The organism is Roseibium sp., from assembly GCF_050301095.1.
Taxonomy (GTDB): Bacteria; Pseudomonadota; Alphaproteobacteria; order Rhizobiales; family Stappiaceae; genus Roseibium.
This window is the reverse complement of the sequence record NZ_JBNKYW010000212.1, coordinates 1-20,054: the sequence shown is the minus strand read 5'-3', so window position 1 is coordinate 20,054 and position 20,054 is coordinate 1. Positions and strand designations below refer to the sequence as shown.

Here is a 20,054-nt window from a genome sequence, read left to right as displayed (position 1 = left end):
ATGCGTTCTCCTGGCGGATCGCAATTTGCGTCCTTGCTGGACTACATGGTCCGTCACCGGACCGCGGCCAACCTGTTGCTGGCCATCATGCTGATGGCCGGTCTTGCGGCCGCCACGCAGATCAGGACGCAGTTCTTTCCGGATTTCGTGAACGAAGAAATCGAGGTCAAGGTCAACTGGTCGGGTGCCGGGCCGGAAGACATGGACCGGTCCGTGGTGGAAATCCTCGGCCCGCAGCTTCTGGCGATCAACGGGGTCGAAGAGGCAACGTCCGTCGCGCGTGAAGGAACGGCGCGCATCTCGCTGGAGTTCGAGGACGGCTGGGATATGGGACAGGCGGCGGACGAGGTCAAGGCCGCCGTCGATCAGGCCCGGTCCAGTCTGCCGGATGGAATTGACGAGCCTACGGTGGCCCGCAGTGTCTATAGGGACCGTGTCACCGACGTCGTGATTTTTGGCCCCGTCGATATCGACCAGCTCGCCCGTTTTGCCGAAGATCTCCAGACCGTGTTTTTCCGCCAGGGGGTCACCCGCGTCAGCATCAGGGGGCTCGCCAATCCGATCATCCGGATCAATGTCGGAGAAGAGATGCTCGTGCGTCACGGCATGACCCTGGCCGAAATCGCGGATACGGTTTCTGCGGAAATGGAGACGACACCGGCGGGCGACGTCAGCGGCAGCGGTGCCCGCCTGCGCACGGGGCAGACGCGGCGCAGTGAAAAGGACCTCGGCGAGATCGTGCTCAAGGCCCCCTCGCAGGGCGAAAAGCTGGAATTGCGGTCCGTGGCCGATATCGTGACCGAAGGGGTGGAAAGCGGCAGGGCCTATTACCACAAGGGGCAACCTGCCGTGGTTCTGCGGGTCGAGCGGAGCGCGCAGGGCGATACGATCGAAATCCAGCGCGCGGTCGAACGGATCACGGCATCGTTTCAGGAAAACCTGCCAGAAGGGGTAGCAGTCAAACTGACCAACACCCGTTCGCAGGCCATCATCGATCGCATGGATGTCCTGATTGAAAACGGGTTGTTCGGCCTGGGCCTGGTGCTTCTGTTTCTTTTTCTCTTTCTGTCCTCGCGCACCGCCTTCTGGGTGGCGGCGGGCATTCCGGTGGCGATGGCCGCAACCGTGGGGCTGATGTATGTCTTCGGCATCACGCTCAACATGGTTTCGGTTTTCGCCCTGATCATCTGTCTCGGCATCGTGGTGGACGATGCCATCGTGGTCGGCGAACACGCAGACTTCCTGCACCGGCGCGGCTATCCGCCCGCGGAAGCCGCGAGCCTTGCCGCCCGGCGCATGACGGCCCCGGTGTTCAGCGCCTCGATCACGACGTTGATTGCCTTTGCCGGACTGGTGGCGATCGGCGGGCGTTTCGGCAGCCTGATCGCCGACATTCCCTTCACGGTCTGTGTGGTGTTGATCGCCAGTCTGGTGGAATCCTTCCTGATCCTGCCGGCCCACATGTATCACGCCCTGGCAGCGTCGAAGAAAAACCACTGGTACGACTGGCCCAACCGGTTTTTCAATCGCGGCTTTGTCTGGTTCCGGGAACACCTGTTTCGCCGGTTCATCGCCTGGATCGTTGCCGTCCGGTATCCGGTGATCGGATTTGCCGTGATGATCCTCTCCCTGTCGCTGACCCTCTTCTTCGACGGTTCGGTACGCTGGCGCTTCTTCAATGCGCCGGAACGCGCGGTCGTCAACGCCAGTATCGCCATGATGCCCGGCGCCGGGCGCGACGACACCAGGGCGATGATTTCGGAAATGGAACGCGCCCTGGACGTGGTCAATACACGCTATGGGGAGGAATACGGCAGCGAGCCGGTGCTTTTCTCCCTGTCCACGATCGGGGCAACGGTGGGGCGGGGCCTGTCGGGTGTCGACAGCAAGGATGCCGATCAGCTTGGCGGGCTTTCCATCGAACTGATCGATCCGGATCTGCGCCCGTATTCCGCTTTCCAGTTCATCGGCGACTGGCGCAAGGAAATCAGCCAGCCGCCTATGCTGGAAACCCTGTCCCTGCGGGGCGAGCGCTCCGGGCCCGGTGGTGATGCCATCGACGTGAAACTCTACGGGGCATCGACGGAAAACCTGAAAGCGGCCGCGGAGAGCCTCAAACAGGCCCTGGCCCCCATGCAAGGCGTCAGCGCTCTGGAGGACACGCTGTCCTATGACAAGCCGGAACTGAATCTGACCCTGACGCCTCGTGGCGAAGCGCTCGGCTTCACCACCGAAGACGTTGCCCGCATCTTGCGCAACCGGCTGGAAGGCATCGAGGTTGCCGAGTTTCCGGTCGGCAGGCGTACGGCCACCGTCAAGGTGCTGATGCCCGACGAAGAAGCGGATTCCGCCTTCCTCTATACGACTCGGGTGCGCTCAAATGCCGGAACCTACGTCGCCTTGAGCGAAATCGTGGAAGTGGACAGTTCCTACGGCTTCGCCTCCGTCAGGCGCAGCGACGGCTTGCGCACCCTGCGCGTGATGGGAGACGTTTCGGAGGACGATCCGGAGGCGGCTGCCCGTGTCACGGCGCGTCTCAAGAACGAACTTCTGCCGCAGCTTTCAGCCGAATTCGACGTCGAAAGCGAAATGGCCGGCCTTGCGGAGCACGAACGGGACTTCCTCTCCGATGCGCTGATCGGCTTTGCCCTGTGCCTTGCCGGTATCTATTTGACGCTGTGCTGGATATTCGAATCCTGGACCCGGCCGCTGATGATCCTGATCATCATTCCCTTCGGCAGCGTCGGCATGCTGTGGGGCCATTACCTGCACGGTATCCCGATGTCGATGTTCTCCGCCGTCGGGTTTATCGGCATGGCAGGCATCATCATCAACGACAGCATCGTGCTGGTGACGACCATTGATGAATACGCCAAGGATCACCCGTTCCGGCAGGCATTGATCAACGGGGTTTGCGACCGCTTGAGGGCCGTGATCCTGACATCCGCGACGACGGTGTTCGGTCTGGCACCGCTTCTGTTCGAGACCAGCCGGCAGGCGCAATTCCTGCTGCCGACCGTGGTCACCCTTGCCTATGGGCTCGGTGTCGGGTTGTTCCTGGTGATCCTGCTGACGCCTGCGCTGCTGGCAATCCAGAACGATATCGGCATGCATGTTGCGAGCGGTCGCCGTCTGCTGAAGGCCCGTGGCCGCAAGCCGCTTTCGGGCGGGGAGGCATAGGAGTTCCGTCGCATCTCCGCCGGACAAAAATGACAACGGCCGCGGCCCTGCATCCGGTTGCGGGGCCGAGGCCGCTACTCAGTTCATTCGGCTATCGCAACACTGCCGGGTCATTGTCCGGAACGGGGGCTGCCGGAACCCTGGTGGTGGCAAAGGCCGGAACCGCGGCTTCAAAGGCGTCCAGCCAGGCCACCAGCCTGGGGTGGGCCTTGCGCCATTCTCCCGCAAATCGCATGTCGAGATATCCGAGCGCGCAGGCGAGCGTCAGACTGCCGGCATTCACATCTGCCATCGAGGACGGCGTCGGTGGTGTGTTTTCCTCGAAATGTGCCAGTCCACGCTCCATCTTGGCGGCCTGATAGGCGTCCCAGGCCGGATCCCGGTATTTCACTTCCTTGAAGCGCTTCTCGTAGACCCTGAGGATCGCCGCATCCATGATGCCGTCGGCGAGCGTCTGGTCGCGCAGCACCGCGAACCTTGCCTTGCCTTCCGGGAACAGCTTGCTGCCGCCGGCCAGGAAATCGAGATACTCCAGGATGACGGCGCTGTCGAAAAGCACGTCGCCGTCCTCCAGGATCAGGGCTGGGATCTTGCCTAGCGGGTTCTGGCTGCGCAGGCTGTCTTCAGGGTCGGCCGTGTTGGCCTCAACCACTTCAACCTGGTCCTTGAGACCGAGGATCGCCAGGGCGAGTTTTACCTTGCGGCCGAATGGCGAGGGCGGCGACGAGCGCAGTTTCATCATGGGTCTAATGCTCCAGGCTTGAAAGTGACGGGGAATTACCGGGCGCCGGGCGCGGGAACGGAAAGGCTTGAGGAGCGGCATCCGGCCCGGTCGACGGCGGGGCAGGAACGGAACTCAAGGTCCCTGGTCAGGCAGATCCGGACCTCTTCCAGCTCGCCCCGATCGCAGGTAACGGCCATTTCGTCGTCATCCAGTCCGGGGTTGGCGAGGCGGAAGGCTTTCTCGACAGTGGCTGGTGATGCCTTGCCGCGCTTGTCGAGCCTTGCGAACGCGCCCGGAATGGTGACCTTCTCGAAGGCCCGGCGCGTCAGGTCGAAATAGTCCTCCGGGTCCAGGCCGGAGCAGGTGCCGTGTTTGCGCCACTCGTGAAAGACGAGATTGTGGCTCGGCATGATGTCTTCCATTTCGCGCGCGATCCGCCGGTCGATGCGCGTCGGCTGCCCCGGGCAGGATTCGGGAAAGCCGCGTTCATATTGCGGCCAGAGACCATGGACCACGAACCGGAAGGGTTTTCTGACGTCGCATTGATGCGGATTGGCGTTTTTCCCACCCTGCTTGCAATAGGTGGGCGACCAGGAAAGGGCAAGCACATAGAAGTCGAAGTCACCGGCCTTGTCCGCCCGGGCGGGCAGGACCGCGAGGCAGGCGGAGAGGAGGACAAACAGTCTCAGGGCTCGGTTCTTGAGCGCCATGGGAACATACCTTCCGGAACGAAGTGCGGTCAGTGTGGACGGGTGGTGCTGCAATAGGCTCCATAGACCCGCCACTTGTCGAGCGGGGCGAGGCACGCTTCGACATTCCAGCTGATACCGACAAATCCGGCATTTTCCTCAACGAGATAATGCACGGACTGATAACTGCCGTCCGAAAGGCTGGCCTTGCCACGGCAATAGCGGCGCGCCAGCGGGCTGATGCCGTTTTCCCGGTAGCCGACTTCGCGGATTTCGTTGATGCCGACAATCGTGCGCCCGCCGTAATAGTCCACGCGTGCCCTGGCAACCGAGCCCGCCACGGCGCTTCGTACGGAGGCTGCCGTACACTCCGGAAGGCGCGGATCGCCACCGAAGGAAAAATAGGCGCGGTTCTCATCGGCCGCGGCCGGCAGGGTCAGGCTTGCGCATAGGGTCAGCGCGGACAGGATCAAACGGGCGGGGCGGGCAACAAGCACGGCGAAAACTCCGAAATGCAAACTTTGAGTAAGACGATGGGGGAGGCCCGGAGCAAGGTCAAGCATGGATCCCCGTAAAAGTGACATTATCCGTGCTCGACCTTCGCCACCCTCCGGTGGCCTATTCGCCGATGAGCTGCGTCACGTCCCAACTGGCACCGGGGCCCTGATGCAGGACATCGCAGAACCAGGGCAAGACCTTGCGCATTTCATCGGCCAGCGTATAGGGCGGGTTGATCAGGGTCATGCCCGAACCGAGCATTCTTGTGTCGGGACCGCTCTTGCCTGAGTTCAGTTCAAGCGACAGGACATCGCGCAACCCGGCCTCCTTGAAATCGGCATGCATCCGCCGGATCGACCAGGCATCCTTCATTGGATACCAGAGCGCATAGGTGCCTGCGGACCATTTCTTCCAGCCCGTGATCACCGCATCGGTCATTCGGCTGAACTCGTCGGTGACCTCGAACGCCGGATCGATCAGGACCAGGCCGCGCTTTTCCTTGGGGGGCAGAAAACTGCCGAGAGCAAGCCAGCCGTCCAGGTGAATGGTCTTGACCTGATGATCGCCGGCAAAGAGGGCGGACAGCGTCTTGAAGTCCGCCGGATGCAGCTCGGTCAGGGTCAGCCGGTCCTGCTTTCGCATCAGCTTGCGCGCAAGGGCGGGGGAACCCGGGTAGGTCCTGAGACCGCCATCCGGATTGAGGGCGCGGACAACCTCGAGCCAGGGCGCGAGCAGCCCGGCGACTGGGGCCGGAATGTCCGCCGCCAGGATCTTGCCGATGCCTTGCTGCCATTCTCCTGTCTTGAGCGTTTCTTCAGATGTGAGGTCGTATTGGCCGATCCCCGCATGGGTGTCTAGAATGCGGAATGCCTTGTCCTTGCGCTGGAAATATTCGATCAGCCGCGCCAGGACGGCGTGCTTCAGCACGTCGCCGATATTGCCAGCGTGGTAGGCATGCCGGTAGTTCATCAGGACTTCCTATACAGCCGGTTGCGGCGCGCGTTTCAGGTAGACGACGGCCTTGTCACCATGGTCTGCCTTGCCGATTTCCTCAAATCCCAGCCGCTTGTGAAATCTGAGCGACCCCGGATTGGGCGGCCGCTCGTTGACCTCGCACAGAAAACATCGGCCGCTACCCGCGAACTGGCGGAACAATGCGTCGTAAAGGCCGTCACCGATCTTTTGGCCGCGTCTGGTTTCGTCGACCGCGATGCGGTCCGTGTAGGCGAAGTTGGTCAGCCGTTCACTCAGCCAACGGTAATTCGGGCTTTCATATGCAGCTCCCTCTCCGATGCACAGCAAAAAGCCGACAGGCGTGTCATCGGCTTCGGCGACCAGGCAGACGAGGGCCGAATTGACAAGGTCGAGCAGGGCTTCCGCGGTCAGCTCGCTGACGGCGGGAACGGCGGCGTTGTTCATCGTCAGCAATGTGCTGAGGTCGCCTGGCAGGAACGGGCGAAATGTCACGGAGGAGGGAGCGGAGGTCATGAAGGGCTCTGAGAGTTTGTCGGGTATGTCTTGGAAGCTGTCTTATAGGCGGTGGGGTATGTCTTGAAAAGACATGGCAGTCTGCCGCGCCGGAGCCAGATCGCTTACCGGAACGCCACATGGAAAAAGGGCGCAGCAGAGCTGCGCCCCGGATGGGATTGTGTTCTCAGCCTGCCGGCGAAGACTTATTCCTCGACGGGCTCGCTGTCTTCCGCGACAGGTCCGCCGTCTTCTTCGACAACCTGAAGGTTGACGGCCTTGGGGCCTTTGCCGCGACGGTCCGGCTCGGTCTCGAAAGAAATCCGCTGGCCGCTGTCGAGCGTTGTCAGCCCAGAGCGTTCGACGGCCGAAATGTGGACGAACACGTCGGCCTCGCCCTCATCAGGCGTAATGAAGCCGAAGCCCTTGTCGCTCTTGAAGAATTTTACGGTGCCGGACTGACGTGGGCCGCGTTCCGCCGGCGGAGCGTCCCGCCGTGGACGATAGGGACGATAGCCGTCGCCTTCGCCGCCTTCGCGATTGCCGTATCCACCCCGGCCGCCGCCACCGCCGCCGTAGCCGCCCTCACGGGGAGCGCCGCCGTAGCCGCCACCGCCTTCACGGGCACCACCGCCGTAGCCACCGCCGCCTTCACGGGCACCGCCGCCGTAACCGCCCCGGCCGCCGCCGCCATAACCACCGCCGCCTTCACGGCCGCCGCCGCCATAACCGCCGCCGCCTTCACGGCCGCCACCGCCATAACCGCCGCGGCCACCGCCGCCGTAACCGCCCCGGTCGCCGCCTTCACGGTTGCCGCCGCCGTAACCGCCACGGCCGCCACTGTCCCGGTCGCCGCCGCCGTATCCGCCCCGGCCGCCGCCGTAGCCGCCTTCCCTGTTGTCGCGGCCGTAGCCGCCACCGAAATCATTGTCACGTCCGCCCCGGTAGCCACCATCGCGTCCGCCGCCATAGTCTCCACCGTATTCGCTTCCGCCAAAATCGCTGCCGAAGTCTTGCGGACCGCCAAACTCGCGTTTGCCACCGCGCCGACCACGCGACCGCCGGTCCGAATCACCATCGTGCATTACTTAATCACCTTAACTTCTGCGCCCTCTCGGCACATGTCGACCAATCTCACCCGCCTTCACAGTCGAGTCACTTCGTTCAGGTGCACTCAGTGCACCAGTTCAACACTCTGGGATCGGGTTGAAACACACCTGCCGCATCCCGCACCAGCCGCTGCGTCATCATCATAAGGGCGTGACGGGCAAAATCGCAAGAGAATCCTTGGGGTAAGCTTCAATTCGAAGCGTTTTTCGCCGGCCAGGTGCTTGACCAATTGGACAAGTCCGGTGCTGTGCCGTCGCAGGTCTTTCGCGCTGCTTCCTCCAGCAGCACGAGGCCGGTTCCGTTCCAGCTCCACCGGTTCCACAACCCGCATTCCCCGATGCCGGATCCCTTGAAATAGCTTATCAGTTCCATTTCGGCGGGGACCCACCTGGCATTATAGATGAGGTCCGTTGCCATCGGCCCCTTCTCGGACATGCGGGCAACGTGAACCTGTCGGGCCGCGCCATCCTTGCCTGCCAGCACGGTGACATAGGGGCTGTTGTAGGCCGAAGGGGCACCGCAGGGAATAATATAGAGCGAGGCTCCGTCTGCCAGCGGAACGCGCACCGCGTTCTGGCTGGCGAAGATCGCCGGATCGATCTCCGAGCACAACCTGTTGGCGGACCAGATGGCGGCCACTTCCGGAGGAAGTTGATCGGCGCTGACCAGCGGAAGGGCATGGGGAGCGTCCTTGGCCGTCTCGGTTCCGGGCGAAACGATGGCGGAGACGGTTCCGGTCCTGTTCTGCCGGTTGTCGAGCCAGAGCAGACTGGACTTCAACCCCTGTAGGGAAACCGGCACGGCAACAGGATCGCCACCGTTGACCGCCGGCAGGCGAACCGTCAGCTCACGTCCCTTTTGCATGGCCTCCAGCAGCGCAGCGGTCGCCGGACCTGTCGGGTACCAGAAGCCCTCGCCGCCAAGCGGGCGAAAGCCGGCCGGAGCGGTAACCGCCGGCTGCATTTCCCGGAGCTGTTCCAGCGGCAGGGCTTCGATCGTCTTGCCGTCCACTTCGAACTGCAGTGTTCCGTCCTTCGGCAGTTCGGTGTTGGTGGTCACACGCACCAGTGGCGGAACCTCGGCCTGCCAGTCACGGACAATGCGCACGTCTACCCAGACGGATTGCGCGCGGGTGAGCGAGGAGGCGAAACAAACGCCCGTGTTGCCGCAATCAACCGTCCAGGTGTCGAAGCCTGGCAGGGTCCGGCCTGGCTGCGCCCCGGCACCGGTGGCGGCAAAAAACACCATCACGGCTGAAATCAGAATATTGATGTGTCTCGGCGTCATGAAGTCCGGATACCCGATTGCGTTTGCCTTCTTCTCACAGGCCTTTACTTCTTGTACGAAATGCACGCAGCAAGGTGAAGCCGCTAGTGGTCAGAAACATCCTGGCGGCTGGCGTTGTCCCGCATTTCTTACAATGCCGGATCATAAAGAACGCGACAGGAGGCGATTGTGACGGACGGAACTTCAAATCCCCGGGGGAACGGCGAACACGCGGGGGCCGGAGACGAGACCCCGCCGATCCAGGTCATGGTCATTCCCGTCACACCGTTCCAGCAGAATTGTTCCCTGATCTGGGATCCGGCCACGATGCGCGGAACCGTGATCGATCCGGGCGGCGACGTCAGCCGCATCCTGGCTGCCATCAAGAAGCAGGGCGTCACGGTCGAAAAAATCGTGCTTACCCACGGTCATATCGATCATGTCGGCGGTGCGAGCGATCTGGCCGCGGCACTCGAGGTGCCGGTGGAAGGCCCGCACAAGGCCGATCAGCCGCTGATCGACCGGGTTGCCGACCAGGCCGTCCAGTTTGGAATTGAAGGTGTCAAGCCGGTCATGCCGGACCGCTGGATGATCGAGGGCGAGGAAGTGGAAATTGCCGGGCGCATGTTCGAAGTTCTGCATTGTCCCGGCCATTCGCCCGGGCATCTGGTCTTCTTCGACAGGGAGTTGCGCTTCGCGATTTCCGGCGACGTCCTGTTTGCCGGATCGATCGGGCGCACCGATCTTCCCGGCGGCGATCATGACACGCTGCTCAGATCCATTCGGGAAAAGCTGCTGCCGCTCGGCGACGATGTGTCCTTCATTCCCGGACACGGACAGGCCTCGACAATCGGTCACGAGCGCCAGACCAATCCGTTCCTGGTCCCGTAGGTCTGCGGGGCACTGCGCACAGGCACTGTCGCAAGTCAGCAGACTTCCCGTGCCCTGGTTTTAAAACCACTGCGGTTTTTGAACGGGCTTGGCCAAGCGGGAATTTCATGGCTGGCCTGCTGTCCCTGCCTGCGTTTCCCGTTTGCATGAAGCTACGGCAACCGGTTTCATCACCCATATCATGGCGATCATGCCGGTCGCCTTTGCCGTCGAGATGGCAATGAACGGAGCTGTTGATTTCGTCGGGAACCGTTTGCCGGAGGCATTGCGCCGCCACGCCCCGGCACAGCCCGTCTGGCACCCGCCGATTGGCTTCGAAGGCAGTCCGTGCCCTAAAGCAGCGCGTTCAGGTCCTTGATCCGGTCGTTGACCAGCCAGCCGTAATAGTTCTCGCGCGGCCAGGCCTGGCCGGTCCTGCGGAATTTCGCCGCCCGTGCCCAGGGGTCGCCCAGATTGTAGAGCGTGGCGGTGATGCCCGGGTTCTTGGAGATATCGACCTTGCCGACGGATTTGTAGGCGGCAATGGAATCCTGGATGATCGCGGCCATGTAATGCAGCGAGAGGTTCGGATCCATCGTCGCCTTGTAGACGCTCTCGGCGTCCGAAGCCGTCAGTTTACGGAAGCCGCTCTGACGGTTGACCAGATCGGTCATCTTCAGGACCGTAAGCGGGCTGAGCTGCCCGAGACCGAAACTCTGGCCAGAGAACAGGGGCTGGAAGAAGGCTTCGTTGAAGTTCTTCTTCGGATAGCGCGCGCCGTCGACCCGGCGTCCGCGAAACTTGCTGTTCCAGATGTTTTCATAGCAGGACCAGCGGCGGTCGCTGTTGTTCTGGATCTTGTCCTTCCGGCACCGGTCGAATTGCGGACGTTTGACGAAATCTTCTACATGCTCGCCGTTCAGCTCGAAGCTGAAGTCGATGCCGGCATAGGCGAGAGCCTTGACGTAATAGGACTGGGCACTGTCGAGCGTGTCGTAGTTGTAGGTGTGCTCGCCGACGATTGCCCCGATGATATGGATCGGATCTATCTTGTACTTCCGGGCCACCTGTTTGATGGACGAAATCAAACGGCGGTCGCGCTTCAGGACAGCCAGGACCTTGTCGAACTTCGCGTCATAGGAAGACTTGGAGGCGGATGTGCGCCGGGAAGACGCAAAGGGGATCTTTGGCTGCGACTTCAACCGGTTGCCTTCCGGAACCACCCGCACGGATTGGGCGGCGGCGGGCTGGCTGAACAGCAGTGGCGAAGGGAGCGGAGCCAGCAGAAGGCCGATACTGAGGCAAGCGCCCATCAACCGGGATGTCAATCTTCGCGGGCCTGTCTTCCTGCTCGTCCTGATCATTCTGCGCCTGGCATTTTTTTCGGTCGGGCGCTTGCAGCAAACCCTGGTTTCTTCAATACATCGCGTCCTGGCATGGTTTGCCGCTTGCGAGTGGTAATAACTCATCTTTCAAAAAGCCCCCAGTAAAAAACATTGCGGCAACAAAGATGCAACCGCTTCTTCTGTCTATGCGAGGGCCATCAACAAGGAAGTGATCCTCGTCACACTTGCCAGCTGTCTCAAGAGGAAGAATTGTTTCGCGCCGAAATCGCGGTTTTCGAATGGTTGGCAGGACCCATCCTGAGCCGGACGTTGCCCGGAACGCCCATGAAATCATAAAAGGACTTGTGCTGGCGCAGGCCACACAGTTCCCGCTGGATGGTGACGTGCCACAGGGCTTCACCCGTTTCCGCCCGCAAGTTTTCAAGCCTGTCCGGATCGATGGCGGGATCCTCGGAAGCTGCATTCAGGGCCTGCAGGGCTGTCTCCAGTTTTGTTGTCAGCCTTGAGAGCGTTGCTGCCTTTTCGTTGAAGATCTCCTGCTCGAGAGCCGCGGCGAGCGGGTCCTTGTCGGAAATTTCTGAGAGGCTGGGGGGACGGACGGACATAACGTATCTCGGTTCTGAAGACGTGTGAGGCTCACATGGCGGATCTGTTCGTGGAAAGATCCTTTTCAAGCAGCAGCAAGCCGCTCAGCACGACAAGTTTCATTGCGCACGGTAGACCGGCATAAAGGAAACTGAGCATCCATTCCGTTTCCAACGTCAAGGGTTCCCTGGGAACATATCCGAACAGGCCAAGGAGCGGTAGCGTGCAGCCGGTGGCAACCGCCAAAGAGGATTTGGACAGGAAAGTCATGACGGCAAACAGTCGGGACGCGTCGTGCTCACGCGAGTCCGCGTCGATATGATCGGCCAGAATGGCCGGAGGCAGTGCCAGGTCCGCGCCGAGTGAAAGTCCTGAAAAAGCGCACACAAAACCGTAGGAAATCACGTCGCCCTGGCCGAGAAAGGCTGCCCAGAAGAACGTGACAATTGCCGCGGCGACGGACACTCTCCAGGTGGCCATCTTGCCCGAATGGCGGGCGAGGCGGGCCCAAAGAGGCATGGACAAGGCACCGGAGAAAAAATACAGAAGAAGAAACAGGCCCGTAAGGTTTTCAGCACCAAGCCGGTCCCTGATGAAGAAGATCACGAGGACCGCCGGAATGGCGCCGGCAAAGGTGTTCAGGAACACGAAGCTGAAAAAGAGTCGCCGCCACCTGTCGCGCATCAGGTAACGCCAGCCTTTGTCTATCCGATGCGTCCGCGGTCTCTTCAAGGGGACCGTTCTCATCCAGTAAACGAAAAAACCGCAGGCGATCGCCAGCAGTGGCAGGAAGATGAGTGAAAGCCGATGCAGGGCGCTCGCCGGATCGTCCGGGTCTGCCAGTAGGGAAGGAGCCGTGGCGGCGATCAGAAGCCCTGTCAGGCCGAAGGCCTCGCGGCAGGTCGTGATGCGGGTACGCTCCTGCGAAGGCGTGTGCCACAAGCCCCCAAGCGCTTGAAAATTAATGGAAACGATCGAGAATCCGGTCGTGCAGATCAGAACCGACAAGGCGAACCAGACAAGAGGTGCCGACTTGACGGGATTGAAAAGCATGTAGAAGCCCGTCGCGAGAAGCGCCGCACCCAGCAACAGGATCTCGGCCCGCCGGTCATGAAATCTGTCACTGAGACTGCCGATAAAGGGGTCCTGCAAGGCATCGACTGTCCGCAGCAGGAGCAGAATCGGACCAAGAGTGGCCAGGGAGACCTGCAAGGTTACCGCATAGAAATCGGGGGCATGCAGATAAATCGGCAGACCCGCGAATGCCAGCGGAAAAGCCAGCAGGCTGTAGGCAGTCAGCGGAAAGGGCTTCAGGGATCCTTCGCCGACAGGTTCCGGTTCGTTCCCGGTGGCTGTCGCAGCTTGTGGCCGCAAAAAGGTTCTCCTGCCGGTCCGGTTGGCGGTGTTGCCGCCGAAGACCGCCATCAGGAGCCGGACCCGGTGAGCCGGGCACGCAAGTGCGGGTCACTGGTGCGCTTGCCGAGCCAGATTGCGAAAAAACGTTTTGTGAACTCGGGGTCCCTGATCACACCCAGTCTTCGGCTTCCATGGTAGAATTCCGTGGTTCCGCTGGCTGTGTGTACACCTGTAATGGACTGGCCGCGTTTGACGTCGGGAAACAGGGCCTGCATCTGGCGGGTCCAGCCTTCAAGCTTCTGCTCGGATACCCCGCCCTGGTCCCGGATTTCCTCGGCCGACCGTGACACGATATCCCCACTCTTGAAGTTCCGAAGGTAGGTAAGCTTCAGGGCATAGGGACCCGACGGACGGTAAAGTCCACGGGGAGCATAGAGTTCAGCATCGAACACCTTGAACCCGAAAAAGGTCAGGCGCCCCTTGCCCACCAGTTCAGCGGCGGGAACCTGGCGGGCGGCAACGCCGATGTCGGCAGAGGCATGCGTGCCGATCGCCAGCAGGATCCCGATGGCAAAGCAGAACGCAGAAATCGTCTGTGTGCGGACGGCGGTGGCGGGCATGGTTCTAACCAGCATGGAACTCACTCGCGATCTGTTCGTGGGCCAATTCATGTATTGGTCTACGGCCGGGAGCGCTCGCCGGATTAACCGGCAAGTTCTTTTGGAGGTTTTCCCGCAATTTGGGTTCGTTCAGGTCACGGCGATCCTGTGACGGAAGTATCCGAAGGTGCCGTGTCGGGAGGGCAGGTTCTGGAGAGCCCGCGCCCGAAAGTGAGGCTTCGAGTTTTATTTTCAGTTTTTTCTAGAAGAACCTTCTAATAAATCATGGAAGAAGGGTTTTTCTTTTGATTTTGTTGCCGTTTTTCAGATCTTGCGCGGGATCGATCGAATATTCATTAAGAAATTCTTCGGGGTCGGCTTCCTATTCAGAGGTGGTTTCTTACCCGGAGGGCATCATGAAGTTCTGGCAGTCCGTGAAATTCACCACGACGGTTCCCATTGTCGCGGTTGTCACCGTTGCATTTCTTGCCTTTGCCTATGTCACCTCGACACAGCGTGTGGCAGCGGTCGAAGAGGCATTCGAACAGCAGGTCAGCATGAGCACTGATCTTTCCAGCCAGGCATTGGCCAATGCCATCTGGGACTTCGACCAGACCCTCGCGGGCAGCCTGCTGGCACCGCTTCGGGAAAACGGAAATTTTGCCTGGGCGGTTGTTCAGGAAGCAAAGGGGGACGTGTTCGCCTCGCTGCAACGGGACGGGGCGGAAGCCGCCGAAACCGAACTCGGCCGCGTGCCGGAAACGCTTGGCGGGCAGAGCGTAGCCGCCGGCGTAACTCTCATTCGCAATGCCGGTTTTCTGATCGGCATGAAGCCGATCTTGCGCCGGGACGGCGACGATGCCGAAACGCTCGGAACCATCTACGTTGCCTTTGATGTTTCCGGGATTGAAAGTGCCCGCCAGGAAGCCCTGGCGACGGCGGCGCTGATCACGCTGATTGCCATCGTTGCCGTTTCCCTGGGGCTGGTCGTCCTCATCAGGCGCATCACGGGACAGATTGGCCGGCTGTCGGAAACCATGACCACGCTGTCGGGTGGTGATTACCGGATCGATATTCCCTATGCCGGCCGGGTGGACGAGATCGGGCAGATGGCCCGGACTGTCGAGGTATTCCGCGACAACGGCTTGCGGCAGCGCGAGCTGGAGGATGCGCAGCAGCGGAATATGGAAAACGAGCGGCGCCGTCAGGCCGGTCTGGAACAGCTGATCGCGGCGTTCCGAGAGGATGCCGGCGGCCTGCTGCAACCGGTCACGCAGTCCACCGAAAGCATGGGGACGATTTCCGGCATCCTGATGGATCTTTCCTCCAGCAACACCGAACGCACGGCTTCCGTCGCGGCCGCGACCGAACAGGCCTATGCCAGTGTCCAGACGGTCGCCTCGGCATCGGAAGAACTCTCCGCCTCGATCGGGGAGATCTCGCGGCAGATCGCCGAGACCAGCGACGTGGTCTCCACCGCGAACGCCAAGGCGACCAGCGCCAATGAACAGGTTGCAAGCCTGGCCTCGTCCGCGCAGAAGATCGGTGCCGTGCTGCAATTGATCCAGGACATTGCCGAACAGACCAACCTTCTGGCGCTCAATGCCACCATCGAGGCCGCCCGGGCCGGTGAGGCGGGCAGGGGATTTGCCGTGGTGGCGGCGGAGGTGAAGGAGTTGGCGACCCAGACCTCCAAGGCGACGGAGGAAATCTCCGCCCAGATCGCCGCGATCCAGGGCGCGTCTTCGGACTCGGTGGCAGCCATCGAGGAAATCGCGGCCATCATGGTCAAGGTGAACGAGTTCACGACCTCGATCACCGCCGCGCTGGAACAGCAGGGGTCGGCAACGGCGGAAATCAGCAGTTCGATCCAGGAAGTGGCGTTCGGAACCCGCGAGATCAGCGAGAACATGACCGGCGTGAAGGCGGCGGTGGACGAAACCAGCCAGTCGGCGGGCAACGTGTCGCGGACCTCCAGTGAAGTCGCCGAAAACACCCGTCAGCTTGCCGACCGCATCGACGGTTTCCTGAGTGAGGTGGCCGCTGCCTGAGGTGAATGGCTCCAGCCGAATTCGGCCCCGCGCCCCGGCGCGGGGCTTTCTTTTCAGGCCCGGCGTCCGGTCACCGATCGCAGCCGCCGTGTTTTCTTCGATATCGCAATGCAGTATAATGCGGGCAAGACAATACGGGGCTGCCGGCTGCCGGCAGGATCTCCGGAACAGGGCGGAGGGGCGGATCCGCGCGTTTTTCCAATCACCCGTTGATCCGACATTTGACGACACCACGGCGACAGCTTGGGCCAGTGCTATGGGCGCATCCGATCTCAAGCCGCGATTGCGGCAAAAAACCAGGGTTCAGAAACCGAAGCTCTACAAGGTCGTGCTTCTGAACGACGACTATACCCCGCGGGAATTCGTCGTGCTGATCCTGCGGGCGGAGTTCCGGCTGGACAGCGCCCAGGCTGAGGTGGTCATGCTCACGGCACACCAGAAGGGCGCCTGCGTGGTTTCCGTCTATCCGAAGGACGTCGCCGAAACCAAGGCGACCCGCGCCATCGACGCCGCCGGCCGCCTCGGCTACCCGCTGCAGTTCACGGTGGAGCCGGAATAGGCGGGAACCTGTCTGCCGTTTCCCCGGAGGCCGTCATCCCGGATCGCGCTTCGCTTGGCCGGCATGACAACACAAAGGCTGGAGATTTGGCACTCGGCCTCAGACGTCCCGCAAGCCTCAACCCTTTCAATCCACTGGCACGGATCCTGCTGAACATGGACTGACAGACAGCATGTTCGAGGATTTGTGCCACCATGACACAGCGGGAAAAGAAATCTGCTTCGAAACGGGACGCCGTGTCCGGCAGGATCGTCGTGACCGGTGGTCTCGGCTTTATCGGTGCCCATGTTTTCAAACATGTCGCCCGGCAGAAAAACGCGGACGTCAGGATCCTGGACAAGGTTACCTATGCCGCCGACGTGCGCCGGATCTCGGACAGCGGCCTGGATACCGAAAAGGTCCTCATGCGCGGCGACATCCTTGATGCGCGCGATGCGTCACGGGCGCTTGAAGGCGCTGATACCGTCATTCATCTGGCGGGTGAAACCCACGAGCCCCGGTTCTTCGATTATCCGGAACGGTTTTTCGAGGCGAATGCCGCCGGAACGGAGACGTTGGTACTGGCCGCGCTCGACCAGGGCGTGAAGCATTTCGTCCACATCAGCACCAGCGCGGTCTATGGCAGCGGTCCTGAAACAGACCCCGTCAGCGAATTGGCGTCTTTGCGGCCGGTGACGCCCTACGCCCACTCCAAGGCCCTTGCGGAAGAAGCGGTCATGCTGGCGGCGCAGAACGGCTTGCGCGCGACCATCCTGCGGCCGGGGCCGGTGATCGGCATCGGGCAGAACCCGGAAAAGCCGCTTCCCCGCATGCTGATCAGGGCCATGCAGGGGCGCTGCCTGCCCATAGAGGGAAGCGGCCAGCAGGAACGAAGCTTCCTGCCCGTCGGCGATCTGGTGGCGGCCATCGATCTGGTCATGGCCCGGACCCCGAACGATGCGCTGTCGGTCTTCAATGTCGCCGGCAGCGAGCAGCTGTCTCCCCTTGATCTTGCGCGGCTGGTGTTTGAAGTCACCGGCCGGCAGACCGGGCTGGAATTCGTCCATGCCCGCCAGCCGGAGGCAAGCCCGTGCCGGATCCATGACGGCAGGATCCGCAGTCTTGGCTACCGGCAGAAGGGTACGGTTCGGGCCGAGCTTCAGGCGGTCTGTGACGATTTCCGCTCCCGCACCCGCGGCCTGCCGCTCAGGTTCCGCCTCGGCGTATAGGCAATTTGGCAAGCCGGCGGCGGGAGGGGACCCGGTATCCCTTGCCGCAACTGGTGCCTGAGCTATCATGAAGCCTGCGCGGCAACCGCACGCCGCCGGGAGATGTCATGAACAGGCAGGTCATTCATACCGCAGCGAATCTGGTCGAGGTATCGTACCGCCCGGATCTTAAGGCGGTCTATCTGAAGTGGTTCAGCGAATATGACGAAGGATCGCGGGTGAAGGACGCGGTCCTGGCGGCTCTGGCATGGGTGCGCGCCAACAATGTCGAACATTGGGTGGCCGATGTGTCCACGTCGCCGCGCGGCCTTTCCCAGGCGGACTATCGCTGGGTCAGCGGGGACGAGTTCCGGTCCGCCATCATGCAGTCCCCCTTGAGGAAATTCGTGTTGTTGCCGCCCTCGCCGGAATCCGGCCAGGATGACAGCTGGGTCGCGGAATGGGAACGCAACACGCTGGCCAGGTTCGGCGACCGGGTAAGCGCGAAAGTGTGCAAGACCGTGAAAGACGCAAGGGATTTCCTGAGCGGTTGAAGCCCTTATCGCAGGTGCTCACCGAAAAGAAGCCCCGGACACGATGCCGGAGCCGCTTCATTTCCGTTCAGTAAACAGCATGGCGCCCGGTCATGGCCGGGCCGTGCGTCAGTTGTGCAGCTTGACGACTTTGTCGTCATCGCCTTCCGGGACCACTTCCTCCGGGCTGTCGATCTCGAGCACGTCGTCGTCGATGTTCGCATCAAGGTCGATCGGCTCCAACTCGGTCTCGGCCGGCTCCGTGATGCCGAGGTCCGCCGCCGGGTCGAAGCCCTCGGTCAGGCCGAGTTCCTCCGCCGGGCCTCTGCCTTCCATGGCCATCTGGTAATTTGTGATGACGGATTTGAGCTGGACTATCTGCTCGTTGGCGGTCTCCGCCTGAATTTTGTAGCGCTGCAGGCGTTTGTTTTCCACGACCAGGTCGTCCAGATTGTCCGCGTATTTCTGGTTTTCGTTGCGCTGGTGGTTGAGGTCGGTGAGGGCCGAGTTGTAGCGCAGGTTCAATTCGCGCAGCTTGGCCGAGGTCGCCTCGAGTTCGGAGCGGTCCTTCTCGTGGTTCTTCTGGGCGCTGTCCAGCAGATGCTCGATTTCCTGCATGCGCTTCAAAAGATCGCGTCCGCGCTCCTTCAACTGGGTGTTCTCGCGGGTCAGTTCCTGAAGGGACTGGGTTCCGATGCGGCGCTGGGAAGAGAGATGCTCGATTTCCGATTTCAGCGCATAGACTTCGTGGTCGTGCTTGCGCTCTTCTTCTTCCAGCCGGTTCTTGGCATAGGCCAGTTCCTGTTTGGCGATGTCCAGGTGGGACTTCAGGTCGATGTTATCGTTTCGGAACTCGGTCAGCTCGCGCTTGGTGGCTTCCAGCTCGCTGGTCATCTGGTTGTTCTTGCGCGCCTCGTCTTCCAGAAGATTGGCGCTTTCGGAAAGGTTCTGCCGCAGTTCCATTTCCCGCAGGCGGGCTGTTTCCAGGTCCGAGCTGAGGCCGTCGGACAGCTTGTCCAGCGTTTCATACCTGGCTTTCAGGTCGCTGAGTTCGCCGCCAAGCTCGACGATCTCCGCGTTGGCTTCCACCAGCCTGGCGCTCTGGACGCGGTACTCCTCATTGACCTTCTTGTTGTTGTCGCGGATCGTGACAAGATCGTTGCGGGCCGTCTCCAGCGCGGTGCGGGTTTCTGTCGACCGCTTGCGCAGGGAATGCACTTCCGCCTGGGCGTCTTCCAGCTGCGTGGTCAGCGTTCTGATCTTGTGTTCGGCGTCGAGCAGCTTCGTGGAGATCTTGGCGTTCTCGGATTTCAGCCGGACTTCCGTTTCGACGCTGGCGCGCGAACTTTCCAGATAACTCGTCAGCATGCGCAGCGAGGTCTGGCTTTCGGCCGCGAAGGCCGCCATCTGGTCGTAGGTCTGGTTGAGCCCGCCGATCCGGGACTTCAGCCCATCCAGCAGATTCATCTTTTCCTGCATCTTCAGGGCGAAGGGCGAAAGCGGATCCGCGATGTCCGTGTCCGAAGCCGGTATCGTGTCCGTAACGTCGGACGGCATCAGGTTTTCATCGGCGCTACCGGCTGTCTTGCCGGCACTCTCGCCAACTTCCTTGACCGGCGGCTCATGCTCATCGCCCGGGTGCGAGGTTTTCGAAAAGATACCCATTCCAGCCTCCTGGCTTCCACCCCGAAGCCACTCCTGCACTTGCTGGCCGGGCGTTAACGTTTTCTAAACCTTTCTGCCCAGGCCACTTCAACGACTCACAATGGACCGGAATCGGAACTCCGTGTGCGCTCTTCCCGGAATACCCACAGATATCCCCAGGAACCTTAGGAAACCGGGAGTGAAAATCACCCTGGAGCCGTTCGGATTTGCCACTCGGGCTGTGGTTTGCTGGTCTTCCGGACACTGCCGGGGATTGCCGCAAACCGGTGGTGCGGAGGCTTCCCCGGTCGCTGCGCTTGCCCGTCCGGAGACGCCGTGCAAGTCTGTTGCACCCCGCAACAGGAGGCGCCGTGACCCCGTCCTATCTCG

General features: G+C 61.5%; 18 protein-coding genes. 6 read left to right on the top strand and 12 right to left on the bottom strand.

All coding sequences use genetic code 11. The features are described 5' to 3' along the window. Entirely contained in the window at positions 1 to 3,180 is a 3,180-nt protein-coding gene (locus tag ACQY7U_RS18835; RefSeq protein ID WP_428647728.1) for an efflux RND transporter permease subunit, read from the top strand. A 91-nt stretch (positions 3,181 to 3,271) separates the two neighbouring features. Here the strand turns inward: ACQY7U_RS18835 and ACQY7U_RS18830 are convergent, their stop codons facing one another. The 7 genes from ACQY7U_RS18830 to ACQY7U_RS18800 all read right to left on the bottom strand — a co-directional run bounded on the left by ACQY7U_RS18830 (position 3,272) and on the right by ACQY7U_RS18800 (position 8,955). Continuing rightward, entirely contained in the window at positions 3,272 to 3,922 is a 651-nt protein-coding gene (locus tag ACQY7U_RS18830; protein ID WP_428647726.1) for a glutathione S-transferase family protein, read from the bottom strand. 35 nt (positions 3,923 to 3,957) lie between these two features. Continuing rightward, positions 3,958 to 4,614, bottom strand: coding sequence for a ribonuclease T2 family protein (locus ACQY7U_RS18825; RefSeq protein ID WP_428647723.1), 657 nt, complete (start codon positions 4,612 to 4,614; stop codon positions 3,958 to 3,960). 29 nt (positions 4,615 to 4,643) lie between these two features. Beyond that, on the bottom strand, positions 4,644 to 5,090 hold the full coding sequence (locus ACQY7U_RS18820) for a cytoplasmic protein (protein WP_428647720.1): 447 nt from the start codon (positions 5,088 to 5,090) through the stop codon (positions 4,644 to 4,646). A 121-nt stretch (positions 5,091 to 5,211) separates the two neighbouring features. Then, on the bottom strand, positions 5,212 to 6,060 hold the full coding sequence (locus tag ACQY7U_RS18815) for a 23S rRNA (adenine(2030)-N(6))-methyltransferase RlmJ (protein WP_428647718.1): 849 nt from the start codon (positions 6,058 to 6,060) through the stop codon (positions 5,212 to 5,214). 9 nt (positions 6,061 to 6,069) lie between these two features. After that, on the bottom strand, positions 6,070 to 6,579 hold the full coding sequence (locus ACQY7U_RS18810) for a GNAT family N-acetyltransferase (protein ID WP_428647716.1): 510 nt from the start codon (positions 6,577 to 6,579) through the stop codon (positions 6,070 to 6,072). A 185-nt stretch (positions 6,580 to 6,764) separates the two neighbouring features. Further along, a complete protein-coding gene (locus ACQY7U_RS18805) occupies positions 6,765 to 7,643 on the bottom strand; it encodes a cold-shock protein (protein ID WP_428647714.1) in 879 nt (292 codons plus the stop codon). A 214-nt stretch (positions 7,644 to 7,857) separates the two neighbouring features. Beyond that, complete coding sequence (locus ACQY7U_RS18800) at positions 7,858 to 8,955, bottom strand: DUF1176 domain-containing protein (protein WP_428647712.1); 1,098 nt, start codon at positions 8,953 to 8,955, stop codon at positions 7,858 to 7,860. 246 nt (positions 8,956 to 9,201) lie between these two features. Between ACQY7U_RS18800 and ACQY7U_RS18795 the strand changes: the two genes are divergently transcribed. Next, on the top strand, positions 9,202 to 9,825 hold the full coding sequence (locus tag ACQY7U_RS18795) for an MBL fold metallo-hydrolase (RefSeq protein ID WP_428647779.1): 624 nt from the start codon (positions 9,202 to 9,204) through the stop codon (positions 9,823 to 9,825). A gap of 332 nt (positions 9,826 to 10,157) precedes the next feature. On the opposite strand, the gene ACQY7U_RS18790 is transcribed toward ACQY7U_RS18795, so the two are convergent. The 4 genes from ACQY7U_RS18790 to ACQY7U_RS18775 all read right to left on the bottom strand — a co-directional run bounded on the left by ACQY7U_RS18790 (position 10,158) and on the right by ACQY7U_RS18775 (position 13,726). Next, positions 10,158 to 11,117: a DUF1402 family protein gene (locus ACQY7U_RS18790; RefSeq protein WP_428647777.1), complete on the bottom strand. Its 960-nt coding sequence runs from the start codon at positions 11,115 to 11,117 to the stop codon at positions 10,158 to 10,160. Positions 11,118 to 11,386: 269 nt separating this feature from the next. Continuing rightward, on the bottom strand, positions 11,387 to 11,755 hold the full coding sequence (locus tag ACQY7U_RS18785; RefSeq protein WP_428647709.1) for a DUF6665 family protein: 369 nt from the start codon (positions 11,753 to 11,755) through the stop codon (positions 11,387 to 11,389). Between the two features lie 31 nt (positions 11,756 to 11,786). Next, the gene (locus ACQY7U_RS18780) at positions 11,787 to 13,109 is read right to left on the bottom strand and encodes an MFS transporter (RefSeq protein ID WP_428647706.1); all 1,323 of its coding nucleotides are present in this window, start codon (positions 13,107 to 13,109) and stop codon (positions 11,787 to 11,789) included. A gap of 50 nt (positions 13,110 to 13,159) precedes the next feature. Further along, complete coding sequence (locus ACQY7U_RS18775; RefSeq protein ID WP_428647703.1) at positions 13,160 to 13,726, bottom strand: chalcone isomerase family protein; 567 nt, start codon at positions 13,724 to 13,726, stop codon at positions 13,160 to 13,162. 380 nt (positions 13,727 to 14,106) lie between these two features. On the opposite strand from ACQY7U_RS18775, the gene ACQY7U_RS18770 reads away from it, so the two are divergent. The 4 genes from ACQY7U_RS18770 to ACQY7U_RS18755 all read left to right on the top strand — a co-directional run bounded on the left by ACQY7U_RS18770 (position 14,107) and on the right by ACQY7U_RS18755 (position 18,041). After that, entirely contained in the window at positions 14,107 to 15,741 is a 1,635-nt protein-coding gene (locus tag ACQY7U_RS18770) for a methyl-accepting chemotaxis protein (protein WP_428647700.1), read from the top strand. Between the two features lie 256 nt (positions 15,742 to 15,997). Further along, positions 15,998 to 16,300 (top strand): ATP-dependent Clp protease adapter ClpS, encoded by a 303-nt coding sequence (gene clpS / locus ACQY7U_RS18765; protein WP_428647698.1) that lies wholly within the window; start codon positions 15,998 to 16,000, stop codon positions 16,298 to 16,300. A gap of 194 nt (positions 16,301 to 16,494) precedes the next feature. Next, positions 16,495 to 17,508, top strand: a complete 1,014-nt coding sequence (locus ACQY7U_RS18760; protein WP_428647696.1) for an NAD-dependent epimerase/dehydratase family protein — start codon at positions 16,495 to 16,497, stop codon at positions 17,506 to 17,508. A 107-nt stretch (positions 17,509 to 17,615) separates the two neighbouring features. Continuing rightward, complete coding sequence (locus ACQY7U_RS18755; protein ID WP_428647693.1) at positions 17,616 to 18,041, top strand: hypothetical protein; 426 nt, start codon at positions 17,616 to 17,618, stop codon at positions 18,039 to 18,041. A 108-nt stretch (positions 18,042 to 18,149) separates the two neighbouring features. On the opposite strand, the gene ACQY7U_RS18750 is transcribed toward ACQY7U_RS18755, so the two are convergent. Beyond that, complete coding sequence (locus ACQY7U_RS18750; protein WP_428647691.1) at positions 18,150 to 19,685, bottom strand: hypothetical protein; 1,536 nt, start codon at positions 19,683 to 19,685, stop codon at positions 18,150 to 18,152. Positions 19,686 to 20,054 lie beyond the last annotated feature (369 nt).

Coding starts and splice junctions, on each gene's coding strand:
- ACQY7U_RS18835 (WP_428647728.1), top strand. CDS start 1: ATGCGTTCTCCTGGCGGATCGCAATTTGCGTCCTTGCTGGACTACATG.
- ACQY7U_RS18830 (WP_428647726.1), bottom strand. CDS start 3,922: ATGATGAAACTGCGCTCGTCGCCGCCCTCGCCATTCGGCCGCAAGGTA.
- ACQY7U_RS18825 (WP_428647723.1), bottom strand. CDS start 4,614: ATGGCGCTCAAGAACCGAGCCCTGAGACTGTTTGTCCTCCTCTCCGCC.
- ACQY7U_RS18815 (WP_428647718.1), bottom strand. CDS start 6,060: ATGAACTACCGGCATGCCTACCACGCTGGCAATATCGGCGACGTGCTG.
- ACQY7U_RS18810 (WP_428647716.1), bottom strand. CDS start 6,579: ATGACCTCCGCTCCCTCCTCCGTGACATTTCGCCCGTTCCTGCCAGGC.
- ACQY7U_RS18805 (WP_428647714.1), bottom strand. CDS start 7,643: ATGCACGATGGTGATTCGGACCGGCGGTCGCGTGGTCGGCGCGGTGGC.
- ACQY7U_RS18800 (WP_428647712.1), bottom strand. CDS start 8,955: ATGACGCCGAGACACATCAATATTCTGATTTCAGCCGTGATGGTGTTT.
- ACQY7U_RS18795 (WP_428647779.1), top strand. CDS start 9,202: ATGGTCATTCCCGTCACACCGTTCCAGCAGAATTGTTCCCTGATCTGG.
- ACQY7U_RS18790 (WP_428647777.1), bottom strand. CDS start 11,117: ATGGGCGCTTGCCTCAGTATCGGCCTTCTGCTGGCTCCGCTCCCTTCG.
- ACQY7U_RS18785 (WP_428647709.1), bottom strand. CDS start 11,755: ATGTCCGTCCGTCCCCCCAGCCTCTCAGAAATTTCCGACAAGGACCCG.
- ACQY7U_RS18775 (WP_428647703.1), bottom strand. CDS start 13,726: ATGCTGGTTAGAACCATGCCCGCCACCGCCGTCCGCACACAGACGATT.
- ACQY7U_RS18770 (WP_428647700.1), top strand. CDS start 14,107: ATGAAGTTCTGGCAGTCCGTGAAATTCACCACGACGGTTCCCATTGTC.
- clpS (WP_428647698.1), top strand. CDS start 15,998: ATGGGCGCATCCGATCTCAAGCCGCGATTGCGGCAAAAAACCAGGGTT.
- ACQY7U_RS18760 (WP_428647696.1), top strand. CDS start 16,495: ATGACACAGCGGGAAAAGAAATCTGCTTCGAAACGGGACGCCGTGTCC.
- ACQY7U_RS18755 (WP_428647693.1), top strand. CDS start 17,616: ATGAACAGGCAGGTCATTCATACCGCAGCGAATCTGGTCGAGGTATCG.
- ACQY7U_RS18750 (WP_428647691.1), bottom strand. CDS start 19,685: ATGGGTATCTTTTCGAAAACCTCGCACCCGGGCGATGAGCATGAGCCG.